Source organism: Vogesella indigofera (genome assembly GCF_028548395.1).
GTDB lineage: Bacteria > Pseudomonadota > Gammaproteobacteria > Burkholderiales > Chromobacteriaceae > Vogesella > Vogesella indigofera_A.
In genome coordinates this window covers 693,215-708,042 of sequence record NZ_JAQQLA010000003.1, presented here as the reverse complement: position 1 = coordinate 708,042, position 14,828 = coordinate 693,215, and the positions used below count along the sequence as shown (strand labels likewise).

Annotated in this window: 11 protein-coding genes; 8 read left to right on the top strand and 3 right to left on the bottom strand. The window is 66.6% G+C overall.

Features of this window, described 5'->3' with window-relative positions; translation table 11 throughout:
• Positions 1 to 7: 7 nt before the first annotated feature.
• Both trhP and argS read left to right on the top strand, forming a co-directional pair.
• Positions 8 to 1,357 (top strand): prephenate-dependent tRNA uridine(34) hydroxylase TrhP, encoded by a 1,350-nt coding sequence (gene trhP / locus PQU89_RS05255; protein ID WP_272764937.1) that lies wholly within the window; start codon positions 8 to 10, stop codon positions 1,355 to 1,357.
• A 133-nt stretch (positions 1,358 to 1,490) separates the two neighbouring features.
• Positions 1,491 to 3,209 carry an arginine--tRNA ligase gene (gene argS, locus PQU89_RS05250; protein ID WP_272764936.1) on the top strand — a complete coding sequence of 573 codons (1,719 nt, stop codon included), beginning with the start codon at positions 1,491 to 1,493 and terminating at the stop codon, positions 3,207 to 3,209.
• 278 nt (positions 3,210 to 3,487) lie between these two features.
• Here argS and PQU89_RS05245 read toward each other — a convergent pair whose 3' ends face one another.
• The 3 genes from PQU89_RS05245 to PQU89_RS05235 form a co-directional block, all read right to left on the bottom strand.
• Positions 3,488 to 5,590, bottom strand: a complete 2,103-nt coding sequence (locus PQU89_RS05245; protein ID WP_272764935.1) for a methyl-accepting chemotaxis protein — start codon at positions 5,588 to 5,590, stop codon at positions 3,488 to 3,490.
• A gap of 194 nt (positions 5,591 to 5,784) precedes the next feature.
• Entirely contained in the window at positions 5,785 to 6,450 is a 666-nt protein-coding gene (locus PQU89_RS05240; RefSeq protein ID WP_272764934.1) for a class I SAM-dependent methyltransferase, read from the bottom strand.
• Positions 6,451 to 6,572: 122 nt separating this feature from the next.
• Complete coding sequence (locus tag PQU89_RS05235; protein ID WP_308446587.1) at positions 6,573 to 7,154, bottom strand: DNA-3-methyladenine glycosylase I; 582 nt, start codon at positions 7,152 to 7,154, stop codon at positions 6,573 to 6,575.
• 129 nt (positions 7,155 to 7,283) lie between these two features.
• Here PQU89_RS05235 and PQU89_RS05230 point away from each other — a divergent pair, with 129 nt between their 5' ends.
• The 6 genes from PQU89_RS05230 to PQU89_RS05205 all read left to right on the top strand — a co-directional run bounded on the left by PQU89_RS05230 (position 7,284) and on the right by PQU89_RS05205 (position 14,578).
• Entirely contained in the window at positions 7,284 to 7,862 is a 579-nt protein-coding gene (locus PQU89_RS05230; protein WP_272764933.1) for an ANTAR domain-containing response regulator, read from the top strand.
• Positions 7,863 to 8,218: 356 nt separating this feature from the next.
• Complete coding sequence (locus tag PQU89_RS05225) at positions 8,219 to 9,487, top strand: CmpA/NrtA family ABC transporter substrate-binding protein (RefSeq protein ID WP_272764932.1); 1,269 nt, start codon at positions 8,219 to 8,221, stop codon at positions 9,485 to 9,487.
• Between the two features lie 11 nt (positions 9,488 to 9,498).
• A complete protein-coding gene (ntrB, locus tag PQU89_RS05220; protein WP_189373616.1) occupies positions 9,499 to 10,398 on the top strand; it encodes a nitrate ABC transporter permease in 900 nt (299 codons plus the stop codon).
• Position 10,399: 1 nt separating this feature from the next.
• Positions 10,400 to 11,191, top strand: coding sequence for an ABC transporter ATP-binding protein (locus PQU89_RS05215; protein WP_272764931.1), 792 nt, complete (start codon positions 10,400 to 10,402; stop codon positions 11,189 to 11,191).
• A gap of 400 nt (positions 11,192 to 11,591) precedes the next feature.
• Positions 11,592 to 12,803: a nitrate/nitrite transporter gene (locus PQU89_RS05210; protein ID WP_120809789.1), complete on the top strand. Its 1,212-nt coding sequence runs from the start codon at positions 11,592 to 11,594 to the stop codon at positions 12,801 to 12,803.
• Positions 12,804 to 12,913: 110 nt separating this feature from the next.
• Positions 12,914 to 14,578 (top strand): bifunctional protein-serine/threonine kinase/phosphatase, encoded by a 1,665-nt coding sequence (locus PQU89_RS05205; protein WP_272764929.1) that lies wholly within the window; start codon positions 12,914 to 12,916, stop codon positions 14,576 to 14,578.
• Positions 14,579 to 14,828: the final 250 nt, after the last annotated feature.

The window sequence follows — 14,828 nt, the reverse complement described above, 5'->3', positions numbered from 1 at the left end:
CTCCCCGATGAAAGCTCCCGAGCTGCTACTGCCTGCCGGCACGCTGGACAAGATGCGTGCCGCCTACGATTTTGGTGCCGATGCGGTGTACGCCGGCCAGCCGCGCTACTCGCTGCGCGCGCGCAACAATGATTTCAAGCTGGAAGAGCTGCGTATCGGCATCGAAGAAGCGCACGCCCGCGGCAAGAAGCTGTTCGTGGCCAGCAACATCCTGCCGCACAACAGCAAGATCAAGACCTACATGTCGGACATGGAGCCGGTGATCGAGATGAAGCCGGACGCGCTGATCATGGCCGACCCCGGCCTGATCATGATGGTGCGCGAACGTTGGCCGCACGTGCCCATCCACCTGTCGGTACAGGCCAATACCACCAACTACATGGGGGTGAAGTTCTGGCAGAAGATGGGCGTGGAGCGCATCATCCTGTCGCGCGAGCTGTCCCTCGACGAGATCGCCGAGATCCGCCAGCAGTGCCCGGACATGGAGCTGGAAGTGTTCGTGCACGGCGCGCTGTGCATTGCCTACTCCGGCCGCTGCCTGCTGTCCGGCTACTTCAACCACCGCGACCCAAACCAGGGTACCTGTACCAACGCCTGCCGCTGGGACTACAAGGTGCACGACACCCAGGGCGACGACGCCGGCGACGTGAAGCCGCAGAAGATCGACTTCGACTTCGGCAAGGCGCTGGAAGAAGCCAACCAGAATTTCTCGTCCTGTGGCGGGCAAGAACGCCACCCGCTGGCCGACAAGACCTATTTGATCGAGGAAGCCAACCGCCCAGGTGAGATGATGCCGATCATCGAGGACGAGCACGGCACTTACATCATGAACTCCAAGGACCTGCGCGCGGTGGAGCAGGTGGAGAAGCTGGTGAAGATCGGCGTGGATTCGCTGAAGATCGAAGGCCGCACCAAGAGCCTGTACTACGTGGCGCGCACCGCGCAGACCTACCGCCGCGCCATCGACGACGCCGTGGCCGGCCGCCCGTTCGACTACAGCCTGCTGGCCGAGCTGGAAGGCCTGGCCAACCGCGGCTACACCCCGGGCTTCCTTGAGCGTCACCAGACGCAGGAGCACCAGAACTACCTGTCTGGCCATTCCATTGCCAAGCAGAGCCAGTACGTCGGCGACGTGGTGGAAGTGGACGCCGACGGCTGGGCGCTGATCGACGTGAAAAACCGCTTCGCCGTCGGCGACCGCGTGGAAATCATCCACCCGAGCGGCAATCGCACCGTGGAACTCACCGCGATGACCCGCAATGGCGAAGCCGCCAGCGTGGCGCCGGGCAACGGCGTGAAGGTGAAGATCCCCGGCATGGCCGGCATGGAGAAGGCGCTGCTGGCGCGCCTGTTCTGAGCCGTATCCCCGCCGTTGCGGCCAACCTTGGTGGTGCAAAGGTTGGCCGCAGCCACGGTTAGCCCGTACAATTTGTGTATTGCATCCCAGCCGGGCGCCCCTTGCGTCCGGCCTTTGATTTTTCAGGACCGATATGACCATTCAGCAACTGATCAATGACCGTGTGGTGGCCGCGCTGGCCGCCGTCGGCGTCGAGGGCGCCAATGCTGCCATCCAGACCGCCTCCAAGCCGGAATTCGGCGACTATCAGGCCAACGGCGTGATGGGCGCGGCCAAGGCGCTGAAGACCAACCCGCGCGCGCTGGCGGAGCAGGTGGTGGCCAAGCTGGACCTGGCCGGTATCGCCAGCAAGATCGAGATCGCCGGTCCCGGCTTCATCAACATCCACCTCGAGCCGGCCTATGTCGCCGCCCGCCTGCAGACCGCGCTGCACGACGACGCGCTGGGTATCAGCAAGCCGGCGCCGCAAAAGGTGATGGTCGAGTACTCGTCGGTCAACCTGGCCAAGGAAATGCACATCGGCCACCTGCGTGGCGGCATCATTGGCGACGCGCTGGTGCGGGTGAACAGCTTCATCGGTCATGACGTCATTCGCCAGAACCACGTCGGCGACTGGGGCACCCAGTTCGGCATGCTGGTGGCGCACATGGTGGAATCGCGCGCCGCCGGCGAGGCGGAGCTGGAGCTGAAGGACCTGGACGTGTTCTACAAGCACTCCAAGAAACGCTTCGACGAGGATCCGGCGTTTGCCGACCTGGCGCGCGACTACGTGGTGCGCCTGCAGTCCGGCGACGCCGAGGTGCTGGCGCTGTGGCAACAGTTCGTCAAGCTGTCGCTGGCACACTGCAATGCCATCTACCGCAAGCTGGGCCTGCTGCTGACCGACGACGACGTGCGCGGCGAAAGCTTCTACAACGACGACCTGCCGGTGCTGGTGGAAGAGCTGCGCCAGCAGGGGCTGCTGACCGAGAGCCAGGGTGCCCAGGTGGTGTTCCTCGACGAGTTCAAGAACAAGGAAGGCGAGCCGGCGGCCTACATCGTGCAGAAACAGGGCGGTGGCTATCTGTACGCCACCACCGATCTGGGAGCGATCCGTTTCCGTACCCGCCAGCTCGGGCTGGACCGCTGCCTGTACGTGGTCGACTCGCGGCAGAGCCTGCACTTTCAGCAGCTGTTCACTACCGCGCGCAAGGCCGGCTTCCTGCGCGCCGACGCGCAGTTCGAGCACATCGGCCACGGCACCATCATGGGCCCGGACGGCAAACCGCTGAAAACCCGTTCCGGCGACAGCGTGAAGCTGGTCGACCTGCTGGACGAGGCCATCGAGCGCGCCTACCTGCTGGTGAGCGGCAAGAGCCCGGAGATGGCGGAAAGCGAACGCCGCCAGATCGCCGAGGCGGTCGGCATCGGCGCGCTGAAGTACGCCGACCTGTCCAAGAGCCGCAACACCGACTACATCTTCGACTGGGACGCGATGCTCAGCTTCGAGGGCAATACCGCGCCCTACCTGCAGTACGCCTACACCCGCGTGCAGAGCGTGCTGCGCAAGGCCGAGGACTACAACCCGGCGGCCGCCATCGTCATCAGCGAAGCGGCGGAGAAGCAGCTGGCGGTGGCGCTGTCGCAGTTCGAGGACGTGCTGTCCACCGTGGCCGAAGGCAGCCAGCCGCACCACCTGTGCAGCTATCTGTACAGCGTGGCGACGCTGTTCTCGCGCTTCTACGAAGCCTGCCCGATCCTGAAGAGCGAGGGCGAGGTGCGCCACAGCCGCCTGCAGCTGGCGGCGCTGACCGGCAAGACGCTGAAAACCGGCCTCGGCCTGCTCGGCATCGCGGTGCTGGAAGCGATGTAAGGGGTGCCGGCTCGCCAAGGTTGGCCGCAAGGCCGGCCGTGTGCCACACCCGCCCATGAAAAAACCCGCCTCATCGGCGGGTTTTTTCATGGCGTCTGCTGCTGGCGGGTACTGCTGGGGTCAGGCTGGCGCGGGATCGCTTGCGGCCAACCTTGGCGGATGCGGTGCCGGTGAGGTGGGCCGGCGGGTGCTGGCTGCATGACCGATCGGGTCGGCAGCTGTTGCGGGTGGCCGGGTGTGGCCTGCCGCATTACTGGCGTGCTCAATTGCTGGCTTGCTCAGGCGACCTTGAACTGCTGCATCAGCGCGGCCAGGCGCTGGCTGGCGGCGGCGGTCTGCTCGGCGCTGTGCTCGCTTTGCAGCAGCACGCTGCGGATGTTTTGCGTGGCGCCGTCGACGTGCTGCACCTTGTCACCATAACCGCGGCTGGCGCTGGCGATGCCGTCGATGGCGGTGATCAGGGTGGCGATCAGCTGCTGCGCGTCGCCGTTGTCGTGGGCGGCGTCCTCGGCCAGTTTCAGGCCGTCTTCCATCTTGCTCATGCCGCTGCCCATGCTGCTGACGGCGCCGGCCGCCTGCTGCTGGATGCCGCTGATCATGCCGCCGATTTGCAGCGTGGCGCTGGCGGTGCGGTCGGCCAGCTTGCGCACCTCGTCGGCGACCACGGCGAAGCCGCGGCCGGATTCGCCGGCGCGCGCCGCCTCGATCGCCGCGTTCAGCGCCAGCAGGTTGGTCTGGTCGGCGATGTCGCGGATCACCGCCACGATCTTGCCGATCTCGCTGGCGCTGGCCTGCAGCTGTTGCAGGGTCTGCGACGAGCCGAGCACCGACTCGCGGATGCCCTGCGAGCGCTCGCGGATCAGCGCCACCTGCTGCGTGCTGCCCTGCGCCAGCGCTTCCATGCGCTGCAGGATGCTGGCGGCGCTGTCGCTGGCGTGGTCGATCTGCTGCTGTTGCTGGCCCAGCAGCGGGCGCATCTCCGCCATGCGCTCGACCACCCCCATCACGCTGTCGCGGGTGTCGTGGCGGCTGCCCTGCAGCTGCTGGTTGGCGATGCCGATCTCGTGCGAGGCGTGTACCACCTGGCGGATGGTGCCTTCCAGCTTGTCGATGAAGCTGTTGAACCAGCTGGCCAGCGTCGACAGCTCGTCCGGCTTGCGGCTGTCCAGCGCCAGGCGCTGGCGCAGGTCGCCGCCACCCTCGGCGATGCTGCGGATGGCGCGGATCAGCGAGGTGACGCGCCCGGTCAGCTGCTTGGCGCCCAGGTGGTAGAACGCCAGCACCCCCAGTGCCTGCATGATCCAGAACACCGGCAGCGACAGCGCCGCCGGCAGCCCGGCAAAGTGGTCGATGGCCCAGCCGGCAAGGCCGGCGGGAATGGCGGTCAGCAGGTACAGACGCGTCAGGCGGTAGCCCAGCGGCCGGCTGCGGTATACCTCTTCCAGATCGGCCTCGCACATCATGCCCCAGGTGTCGTCGCTGCCGGGCAGGCGGAAGGTGACGCCGCGGCCGACCACCGGTATGTAGCGGTAGTCGGCGTAGCCGGGATAGCCGACGAAGGTGTTTTCGCCGCAGCGTATGGTTTCGCGCACGCCGGGGTGCAGCTGGCCGCTGGACGGGTCGTTGAAGCGCAGCTCCAGCTCGGTGTGCTTCTGCACCCGCACGCTGCCGAACGGGGTGGCGACACCGTCCTTCAGGTTGTCGCCGAGGCTGAAGGTCTTGTCCTCGAAGCGCGAACGCGACAGCGCGGTGCCCGGCACCACACCGGGATCGAACACCGGCCTGGCCATGAACAGGTAGTTGTCGCCGGAGTCACGGAAGATGTGCCCGGCCTCGCGCTGGATCAGGTCGCCGATCACGTCGTTGGGCACCCGCCCGCACAGGCAGCGGCTGCCATCGTCCAGCGGCAGGTAGAACATCAGCGTCACTTCGTCGTGAAAGCGCGAGGTGGACGGCCCCAGCTGTTCGGTGACGGGGTCGTTGTAGGGGCCGTGCAGGAAACGCTGGCGCAGGCCGCGCTGCAGCGCCGCGCCCTGGGACAAACGTTGGCCGCAACGCTGCGCGGCGGTGGAGGCCAGCACCACGCCGCCGGCGTCGACGATGAACAGTTCGGAGAAGTCCGGCGCCAGCTGCTTGCGCCGCGCCAGTAGCGCCTGCGGCTGCGCGCTGCTGCGGCACTGTTGCGCCAGCGTCTCCAGCTGCGCCCATTGCTCGGTGGCCCAGCGCTGCAGGATGTCGACGCGGTTGGCGGCCAGGCTGCCGAAAATCTGCGCCATCGCGTCGTGGCGGTGGCGGTTGAGCAGGCAGCTCCAGCGCATGGCCAGCTTGCCGGTGCAGCCAAACCACGGCAGCCAGTGTTGTTCTTTGCGACTCAGGGACATGGTAGGACTTGGTGCAGTCATGGCGATCCTGTCAGCGGAGGGGGATGCCGTGTTGCAGCAAGAATCAGGCCATTGTTTCGATAAATAATGCTGCGCCGGCCGCGCTGCCGTGGTGCAGTGCCATGACCGGGAACGTGCCGCTGCGCCGATCTGGTGCGCCGCTGCCGGCTGCGGCCAACGTTGGCCGCAGGCGTTCAGCTGTCGATGCGGCCGCGGGTGTAGGTCAGGAAGTGGCCCTTGTAGGCCTCGCCGCTGTTCTGCTGCCGTGCCGCCGCGCGCTCGCTGAAGCGGTAGCCGCGTGCCTGCATCGCGCGGGTGAACGCATTCTTGTTGCCGCGGCCGGGGTCGAGCACGATCACCTCGGCGTTATCGGCGCAGTGGCGGTCGAGAAAGCCGGCCAGCTGCGACGGCAGCTCGCGGTCGTAGAGCAGGTCGCTGCCGATGATCAGGTCGAACTTGCCCAGCGCCGGATTGGCGGTGCCCCAGTTACCGTTCTGGTACGGCACCGCCGGCAGGCCGCAGCGCTGCGCGTTGTGCTGCAGGAAGCTGTCGGTCAGCGGGTGGCAGTCGCTGGCGGTGATGTCGCCGCCGCGCTGCTGCAGCACCAGGCTGGCCAGCCCCAGGCCGCAGCCGACTTCCAGGATGCGCTTGCCGCAGATGTTCTTGCTGAGCATGGCGTCGGCCATGATGCGTGCCGACGGCCACACCAGCCCGAACAGCGGCCACGCTGCTTCCGGAATGCCGGCCGCGGCGGCGGCGCCGTCGGGATCGTGGTACTGGTTGCCATCCAGCAGCGAGCGGATGGGATAGCGGGTGTCTCCGATGAGCACGGATTCGAATTTGACCTGATAGCCGGGCATGGGCACTTTCGGGCGATAGAGGGATCGGCACTGATCAACTTATCGCGCCAAGTGCGCAGCAACAGGAAGAAGAGTCTGGGTCGGGCGGCCGGCGGCGTGGCGGCCGCCGGGGTGTTCGGGTGTTACGCGTCGTGCTGGCGGTGTTGCGGGTGCTGCGGGCAGTTGCAGAGATGGTCGTTGACCACGCCGGTGGCCTGCAGGAAGGCGTAGATCACCGTGCTGCCGACAAAATTCATACCTTCCTTTTTCAGTGCCTTGCTGATGCGGTCGGACAATTCGGTGCTGGCCGGGCATTCGCCCAGGCTGGCCCATCGGTTTTGCAGCGGCTGGCCGTCGACATGATCCCACAACCAGCGTGCAAAGCTGCCATGTTTTTGCTGCATTGCAAGAAAAACGCGGGCGTTGCGGATTGCGCTGTTGATCTTCAGCCGGTTGCGCACGATGCCGGCATCCTGCAGCAGCCGCTCGACGTCGGCCTCGTCCATCGCCGCCACCCGCTGCGGATCGAAGTGGTGGAAGGCGCGGCGGTAGTTGTCGCGCTTGCGCAGGATAGTGATCCACGACAGCCCGGCCTGGGCGCCTTCCAGCACCAGCATCTCGAACAGCTTGCGGTCGTCGTGTACCGGTTGTCCCCATTCGGTGTCGTGGTAGGCGATGTACAGTGGGTCGTCGCTGCACCAGCCGCAGCGTTGCAGGGTGGTCATGGTGGCGGATTCCTGTGTTTGCCGTTCATGACGGCATTGTAATGGCGATCTGCTGCCAGCGTGCTGTCAGTACATGGCATGGCAATTGCTGCGCTCCGGTGCAATAACAAATTAAAAGGGAGATCCAAGGTGCTGACAGTCATGCTGGTGAAAGACGGTTCCGGCAAGGCCGCGTCGTTGCGGACGCTGCTGGAGCAGGCTGGCGTGCGCGTGGTGGCCGAGGTGGAGGCGAACCTGCATCTGGCCGACGTGCTGGCGGCGGCGCGTCCGGACGTGGTGCTGATCGATAGCGATGCACCATCGCGCGACATGCTGGAGCAGGTGTGCGTGATGGGCGCGCAGAGCGAGCGGCCGGTGGTGATGTTCACCGATGACGGCAGCCGCGACACCATCCGCGCCGCGCTCAGCGCCGGCGTCGCCGCCTATGTGGTCGGCGACGTGGAAAGCAGCCGCATCCAGCCGCTGCTGGAGGTGGCGATCGAGCGTCACCAGATCGACGTGTCGCGCCGCGCCGAGCTGGCCGACGCGCAAAAGCAGCTGGCCGACCGCAAGGTGGTGGAAAAGGCCAAGGGCCTGCTGATGGAGATGAAGGGGCTGGACGAGGCGACCGCCTACAAGCAGCTGCGCGAACGGGCGATGAAGCAGCAGAAGAAGCTGGCCGAGGTGGCGCAGGAGATCATCAGCTTGGCGGAGTGGCTGAAAAGCTGAACCGCCCGCCGCTGTCGGGCAAGGTTGGCCGCAACAGGCATGCTGTTGCGGCCTTTTGCATTCTGGGACGGCGCTGATGGTGCAGCGCCGGTATCGGGTTGGTGCCGCGCCGTGCTGTTGCAGTGCAAAAAAACTGCCGCCAAATAAAAAATCCATTAAAAACAATGAATTGATGTCTGGCATGGCCCTTGCTAAATGAATGGCGAGACGCGAAGACGCGTCACACTAGCAGGAAGGTGCCAACGGCGGCGCAGGCCTGGTAATACGGACAACGGCGTCCGTTGCCCTTTCTGAGTGAAGGGGTGACGGGCGCTTTTTCTTTTGCACTTGCAGTCCACTCACTCTGGGAGCAGCACATGGAAAAGCGTCACGAACTCGATCTCCACCCGCATGCGGCGGGCAACGAACGCCGCGACTTCCTCAAGGGAGCCTTGTCACTGATGGCCTCAACCGCCTTGCCTGCCGGCTTTGCCACCTCCGCCTTTGCCGCGGCCACCGGCAAACCCGAAAAGACCGAAGTCAAAGTCGGTTTCATCCCGCTGACCGACTGCGCCTCGGTGATCGTCGCGTCGAAGCTGGGCTTCGACAAGAAGTACGGCATCACCATCGTGCCGTCGAAGGAGGCTAGCTGGGCCGCGGTGCGCGACAAGCTGGTCAACGGCGAGCTGGACGCCTCGCACGCGCTGTACGGCATGATCTACGGCGTGCACCTGGGCATCGGCGGCCCGAAGAAGGACATGGCGGTGCTGATGACGCTGAACCAGAACGGGCAGGGCATCACGCTCTCCAACCAGCTGAAGGAGAAGGGCGCCACCAGCGGCCCGGCGCTGGCGAAACTGATCAAGGCCGAGCCGCGTGAGTACACCTTCGCGCAGACCTTCCCCACCGGCACCCACGCCATGTGGCTGTACTACTGGCTGGCGGCGCACGGCGTCAATCCGCTGTCGGATGTAAAAACTATCGTGGTGCCGCCGCCGCAGATGGTGGCCAATATGCGCGTCGACAATATGGACGGTTACTGTGTCGGCGAGCCGTGGAACGCGCGCGCCATCGCCGACGGCATCGGCTTCTCGGTGGCCACCACGCAGCAGATCTGGCCGGATCACCCGGAAAAGGTGCTCGGCACCACCGGCGAGTGGGTGAAGAAGTACCCCAATACCGCGCGCGCACTGGTGGCGGCACTGCTGGACGCCTCGCGCTACATCGACGAGGTGAAGAACCGCGCCAGCGTCGCCAGGCTGATTGCAGAGAAGGCCTACGTCAATGCGCCGGAAGCGGTGATCGCCGGCCGCTTTGCCGGTGCCTACGAGGATGGCCTCGGCAAGAAGTGGCAGGACCCGAAACTGATGAAGTTCTTCGACGGCGGCAAGGTCAACTTCCCCTACCTGTCCGACGGCATGTGGTTCCTCACCCAGCACAAGCGCTGGGGCTTGCTGAAGACCGACCCCGACTACCTGGCGGTGGCGAAGCAGATCAACCAGATCGCCATCTACAAGGACGCGGCGGCGATGGCCAGGGTGGCGCTGCCGGCCAGCGACATGCGTGCCAGCAAGCTGATTGACGGCGTGGTGTGGGACGGCAAGAACCCGGCTGCCTACGCCGCCAGCTTCAAGATCAAGGCCTGAGGAGCGACATCATGAGTACTGCCGAAACTTTCTCGCCAACGTTGGCCGCAGGCCCGGTCGCCACCGCTGCGCGCAGCGCCCGCCCGCGCAAGCGCAAGACCCTGCTCGCCGCGGCGCCGCCGTCGCTGCAACCGCTGGTGCGCTTCATCCGCTGGCTGGTGCCGCCGCTGCTGGGGCTGATCGCCTTCGTGCTGCTGTGGTCGCTGGTGTCGCAGGTCAGCCGCGGCAGCCTGCCGGGGCCGGTCAGCACCTGGGCGTCGGCCACCGAGCTGTTCGCCGATCCGTTCTACCAGAATGGCCCCAACGACCAGGGCATAGGCTGGAACATCCTGATGTCGCTGGGCCGCGTCGGCGTCGGTTTCGGCCTTGCCGCCGTGGTCGGCATTCCGCTGGGCTTCATGATCGGCCGCTTCGATTTCCTGTCGCGGATGACGGCGCCGGTGATCAGCCTGCTGCGCCCGGTGTCGCCGCTGGCGTGGCTGCCGATCGGCCTCTTGGTGTTCAAGGCCGCCAGTCCGGCGTCGATCTGGGTGATCTTCATCTCCAGCATCTGGCCGATGATCCTCAACACCGCCGCCGGCGTGCGCGCGGTGCCGCAGGATTACCTGAACGTGGCACGCGTGCTGCGGCTGTCGGAGTGGAAGGTGTTCAGCGTCATCCTGCTGCCGGCGGTGCTGCCGCACATGCTCACCGGCGTGCGGCTGGCGATCGGCACCGCCTGGCTGGTGATCGTGGCGGCGGAGATGCTCACCGGCGGCGTGGGGCTGGGCTTCTGGGTGTGGGACGAATGGAACAACCTGAATGTGGAGCACATCCTGATCGCCATCTTCGTGGTCGGTCTGGTGGGGCTGGCGCTGGAACAGGCACTGGTATGGCTGGCGAAGAAGGCCAGCTTCGGACAGGGAGAGTGACATGGAACGCTTCGTCGAGCTGGAAAACGTGCAAAAGCACTTCGATACCAAGAAAGGCCGCTTCGTCGCGCTGCAGGATATCAACCTCACCATCCGCCAGGGCGAAGTGGTGTCGCTGATCGGCCACTCCGGCTGCGGCAAGTCCACGGTGCTCAACATCATCGCCGGCTTGCTGGAGCCGTCCGACGGCATCGCGCTGTGCAACGGTCGCGAGATCGACGGCCCCGGCCCCGAGCGCGCGGTGGTGTTCCAGAACCACAGCCTGCTGCCGTGGCTGTCCTGCTACGGCAACATCCTGCTGGCGGTGGAGCGCGTGTTCGGCGCCAAAGAGAGCAAGGCGCAGCTGGCCGCGCGCACCGACGCCGCGCTGGCGCTGGTGGGGCTGGGCCATGCCCGCGACAAGCACCCGCACGAGATCTCCGGCGGCATGAAGCAGCGGGTCGGCATCGCCCGCGCGCTGGCGATGGAGCCGAAGGTGCTGCTGATGGACGAGCCGTTCGGCGCGCTGGACGCGCTGACCCGCGCCAACCTGCAGGACGAGATGGTGAAGATCGTCGATGCCACCGGCAGTACCGTGGTGATGGTGACCCACGACGTGGACGAGGCGGTGCTGCTGTCCGACCGCATCGTGATGATGACCAACGGCCCGGCGGCCACCGTCGGCGAGATCCTGGAAGTGCAGCTGCCACGGCCGCGCAACCGGCTGGCGCTGGCGGGCGACGCCGACTACCACCGCTATCGCGGCGCGGTGCTGGATTTCCTGTACCAGAAACACCGCAAAGAGGCAGCCTGACCGGGCACACCCTCTTGCATCCCCTGACGTGGCGACACGTTGTTGACACCGGGCCGTTGGCCCGGTTTTTTCATGGCGGCGCAGGCGCAAGGTTGGCCGCAGCCGGGGCGGCGCCTGCTTTTGGTGCTGCTGTGCACCATCGGCAGGCGCCGGCGGCGGCAAAACCGGCATTTTGGCGGCCAAACTGCGCTGTCTGGCTGGCACGGCGCTTGCTGTGATAGCGCTGCAGATGATTGTCCCGGTTGCCAATGGCGGCGATGCGGGCTTGGACAAAGAGGTCCGTTGCGCGTGGTGCGATACCGCGGGCAACGGGCCTCTTTGCTTTTTTGCGGCACGGACCGCCGCGGCGCCCCCGGCGCGCCGCCTGATCGATCACGGACATCTTTCAAGGAACAAGACAATGAGCAAGGACTTCTGGAAGGCAGGCCATACCCCGACACTGCTGGTGTCGTTCCTCTATTTCGACCTCAGCTTCATGGTGTGGTACATCCTCGGGCCCTTGGCGATCCAGATCGCCGAGGCCTTGCAGCTGTCGGCGCAGCAGCGTGGGCTGATGGTGGCGACGCCGATCCTGGCCGGTGCCCTGCTGCGCTTCGGCATGGGCCTGCTGGTGGACCGCTTCTCACCGAAATTCGCCGGCATCCTCGGCCAGGTGGTGGTGATGCTGGCGCTGGGCTTTGCCTGGCTGCACGGCATCCAGTCGCTGTCACAGGCGTTGCTGCTGGGGGTGTTCCTCGGCGTCGCCGGTGCCGCCTTCGCGGTGTCGCTGCCGCTGGCGTCGCAGTGGTATCCGCCCGAGCACCAGGGCAAGGCGATGGGCATCGCCGGTGCCGGCAACTCCGGTACCGTGTTTGCCGCGCTCTTGGCGCCAACGTTGGCCGCACTCTATGGTTGGGAAAACGTGTTCGGCCTCGCGGTGCTGCCGCTGGGGGTGGTGTTCGTGCTGTTCTGCCTGTTTGCCAAGAACGCGCCGCAGCGCCCCAAGCCCAAAGCGCTGGCCGACTACCTGCGCGTGCTGGGCGACAAGGACAGCTGGTGGTTCATGTTCTTCTACTGTGTCACCTTCGGCGGCTTTGCCGGCCTCGCCAGCGCGCTGCCGGGCTACTTCCATGACCAGTACGGCCTGAACGCCGTCACCGCCGGCTACTACACCGCCGCCTGCGTGTTTGCCGGCTCGCTGATGCGGCCGCTGGGCGGCGCGCTGGCCGACCGTATCGGCGGCATCCGCACCCTGCTGGTGATGTACACCGCGGCGGCGCTGCTGATCGCGGTGGTCGGCTTCAACCTGCCGCAGGTCAACGTGGCGCTGGCGCTGTTTGTCGGTGCGATGCTGGCACTGGGCAGCGGCAACGGCGCGGTGTTCCAGCTGGTGCCGCAGCGCTTCCGCAAGGAAATCGGGGTGATGACCGGCCTGATCGGCATGGCCGGCGGCATCGGCGGCTTCCTGCTCGCCGCCGGTCTCGGCCTCGTCAAGCAGCACACCGGCAACTACCAGCTCGGGCTGTGGCTGTTCGCCAGCCTCGGCGTGGTGGCGTGGATCGGCCTGCACGGCGTGAAACTGCGCTGGCGCACCACCTGGGGCGCCAGCAACGTGACCGCGGCGCGGGTATAAGCGGCAACCACTAGCCATCAGCGGGGCGGGATCACGGATCCCGCCCCGTTACGCCGTGCTGGAGCACGGCATCATCTTCAAGCGGGCATTATTTCTAGCAGGGAAGCACCATGAGCTTGCAACTTGCCGTCGGCCACGCCAGTGACGCCGGCCGCCGTGAACGCAACGAGGACGCGCTGGGCTGGAGCGTGCCGCAGGACGGGCTGCTGACCAGCAAGGGCGCGCTGTTCGCGCTGGCCGACGGCGTCTCCGGCTGTGCCGACGGCCGCCTGGCGGCGCAGTCCACCATCCGCGCGGTGTGCGCCGACTACTACGCCACGCCGGAAACGTGGGCGGTGTCGTCGGCGCTGGACCGGCTGCTGGCGGCGCACAACCGCTGGCTGCGCTCGCAGGGCAAGCCGCTGGTGGCGACGCTGTCGGCGCTGGTGCTGCGCGGCCACCGCTACACCGTTGCCCACGTCGGCGACTGCCGCGTCTACCGATTAAGCCAGGGCCGGCTGACGCAGCTGACCGTCGATCACGTGTGGGAGGAGGCGTCGTTGTCGCACGTGCTCAAGCGCGGCATGGGGCTGGACGAGCACGTGATGCCGGATTTCTGCGACGGCGACCTGCACGCCGGTGACGTGTTCGTGCTGCTGTGCGACGGCGTGTGGCAGGCGCTGGGCGACAAGCGCATCGACGAGATCCTGCACCTGCATCTGGACGTGCAGCGCGCCGCCAGCGTGCTGTGCGAGACGGCGCTGGCCGCCGGCGCGCAGGACAACCTGTCGGCGCTGGTGCTGCGGGTGGAGGCGCTGCCGCAGGGCGCACTGGCCGACGAGCTGGCGCGCGCTAACAGCCTGCCGCTGCCGCCGAAACTGCGCGACGGCCAGCCGTTCGAGGGGCTGACGGTGGTGGCCAGCCTGCACGCCTCGCCCGGCGGGCTGGCCTATCGCGTCGCCGACGCCGCCGGACGGCACTGGGTACTGAAGACGCTGCCGCCGCTGCTGGCCGGCGACCAGGGCGCGGAGCAGGCGCTGCTGGTGGAGGAGTGGCTGCAGAAACGCATCAGCTCGCCGTACTTTGCCGAGGTCGCCACCGGCGTCGAACGCCAGCACCTGTACTACCTGCAGCGCTGGCACGACGGCGAAACGTTGGCCGCAAGGCTGGCGCAGCAGCGTTTCGGCATCAGCGAGGTGGTCGCCATCGGCCTCGCGCTGTGCCGTGCGATGTCGGCGCTGCACCGCCTCGGCATCGTGCACCGCGACATCAAACCGGACAACGTGCACCTCGGTCGTGACGGTCAGCTGCGGCTGCTCGACCTCGGCGTCGCCTACTGTGCCGGGCTGACGCCGGAGCACGACGGCCCCGGCCCCGGCACCGCCAGCTACATGGCACCGGAGCGCTTCGCCGGTGGTAAGGCGAGCAGCAGCAGCGACCTGTACGCCGCCGGCGTCACCCTCTACCAGCTGCTGACCGGCCGCTATCCCTACGGCGAGATCGAGGCGTTCCAGAACCCGCATTTCGACGCGCCGCAGCCGGCGTCGCGCCAGCGTCCGGACGTGCCGCTGTGGCTGGACAACCTGCTGCTGAAGGCGGTGGCACGCGAGCCGGGGCAGCGCTTCGAGACTTCCGAGGAAATGCAGCTGGCGCTGGAGCGCGGCGACAGCGTGCCGCAGCGCCGCCTGCAGCGCGTGCCGTGGGCGGAGCGGGCGCCGCTGCGGCTGTGGCGCACGCTGGCGCTGGTTTCGCTGCTGCTGAATCTGCTGTTGCTGTACGCGCTGTTGTTGCATTGATGGGGCGGCTGCCTGTTTTTGGTGCTGCCGTGCACCATAGGCAGGCAAATCAGGGCGGCCACGGCCAGGGTTGGCCGCAAAAACAGGGGTTTGCGGGCTGGCACGGCCTTTGCATTAAGACAGGCACAATCAGATTGTCCGGGTCGCCAATGGCGGTGACCGGGACAGGGACAATGAGGTCCGTTCGGCGTGGCGCAAGTCACACCGGCGGACCTTTTTTCGTTTCGGCACCGCTACGGCAATGACGACG

What these genes read in the sequence shown, in the direction of transcription:
- trhP (WP_272764937.1), top strand. Translation starts at nt 8, where the DNA reads ATGAAAGCTCCCGAGCTGCTACTGCCTGCCGGCACGCTGGACAAGATG.
- argS (WP_272764936.1), top strand. Translation starts at nt 1,491, where the DNA reads ATGACCATTCAGCAACTGATCAATGACCGTGTGGTGGCCGCGCTGGCC.
- PQU89_RS05245 (WP_272764935.1), bottom strand. Translation starts at nt 5,590, where the DNA reads ATGTCCCTGAGTCGCAAAGAACAACACTGGCTGCCGTGGTTTGGCTGC.
- PQU89_RS05240 (WP_272764934.1), bottom strand. Translation starts at nt 6,450, where the DNA reads ATGCCCGGCTATCAGGTCAAATTCGAATCCGTGCTCATCGGAGACACC.
- PQU89_RS05235 (WP_308446587.1), bottom strand. Translation starts at nt 7,154, where the DNA reads ATGACCACCCTGCAACGCTGCGGCTGGTGCAGCGACGACCCACTGTAC.
- PQU89_RS05225 (WP_272764932.1), top strand. Translation starts at nt 8,219, where the DNA reads ATGGAAAAGCGTCACGAACTCGATCTCCACCCGCATGCGGCGGGCAAC.
- ntrB (WP_189373616.1), top strand. Translation starts at nt 9,499, where the DNA reads ATGAGTACTGCCGAAACTTTCTCGCCAACGTTGGCCGCAGGCCCGGTC.
- PQU89_RS05215 (WP_272764931.1), top strand. Translation starts at nt 10,400, where the DNA reads ATGGAACGCTTCGTCGAGCTGGAAAACGTGCAAAAGCACTTCGATACC.
- PQU89_RS05210 (WP_120809789.1), top strand. Translation starts at nt 11,592, where the DNA reads ATGAGCAAGGACTTCTGGAAGGCAGGCCATACCCCGACACTGCTGGTG.
- PQU89_RS05205 (WP_272764929.1), top strand. Translation starts at nt 12,914, where the DNA reads ATGAGCTTGCAACTTGCCGTCGGCCACGCCAGTGACGCCGGCCGCCGT.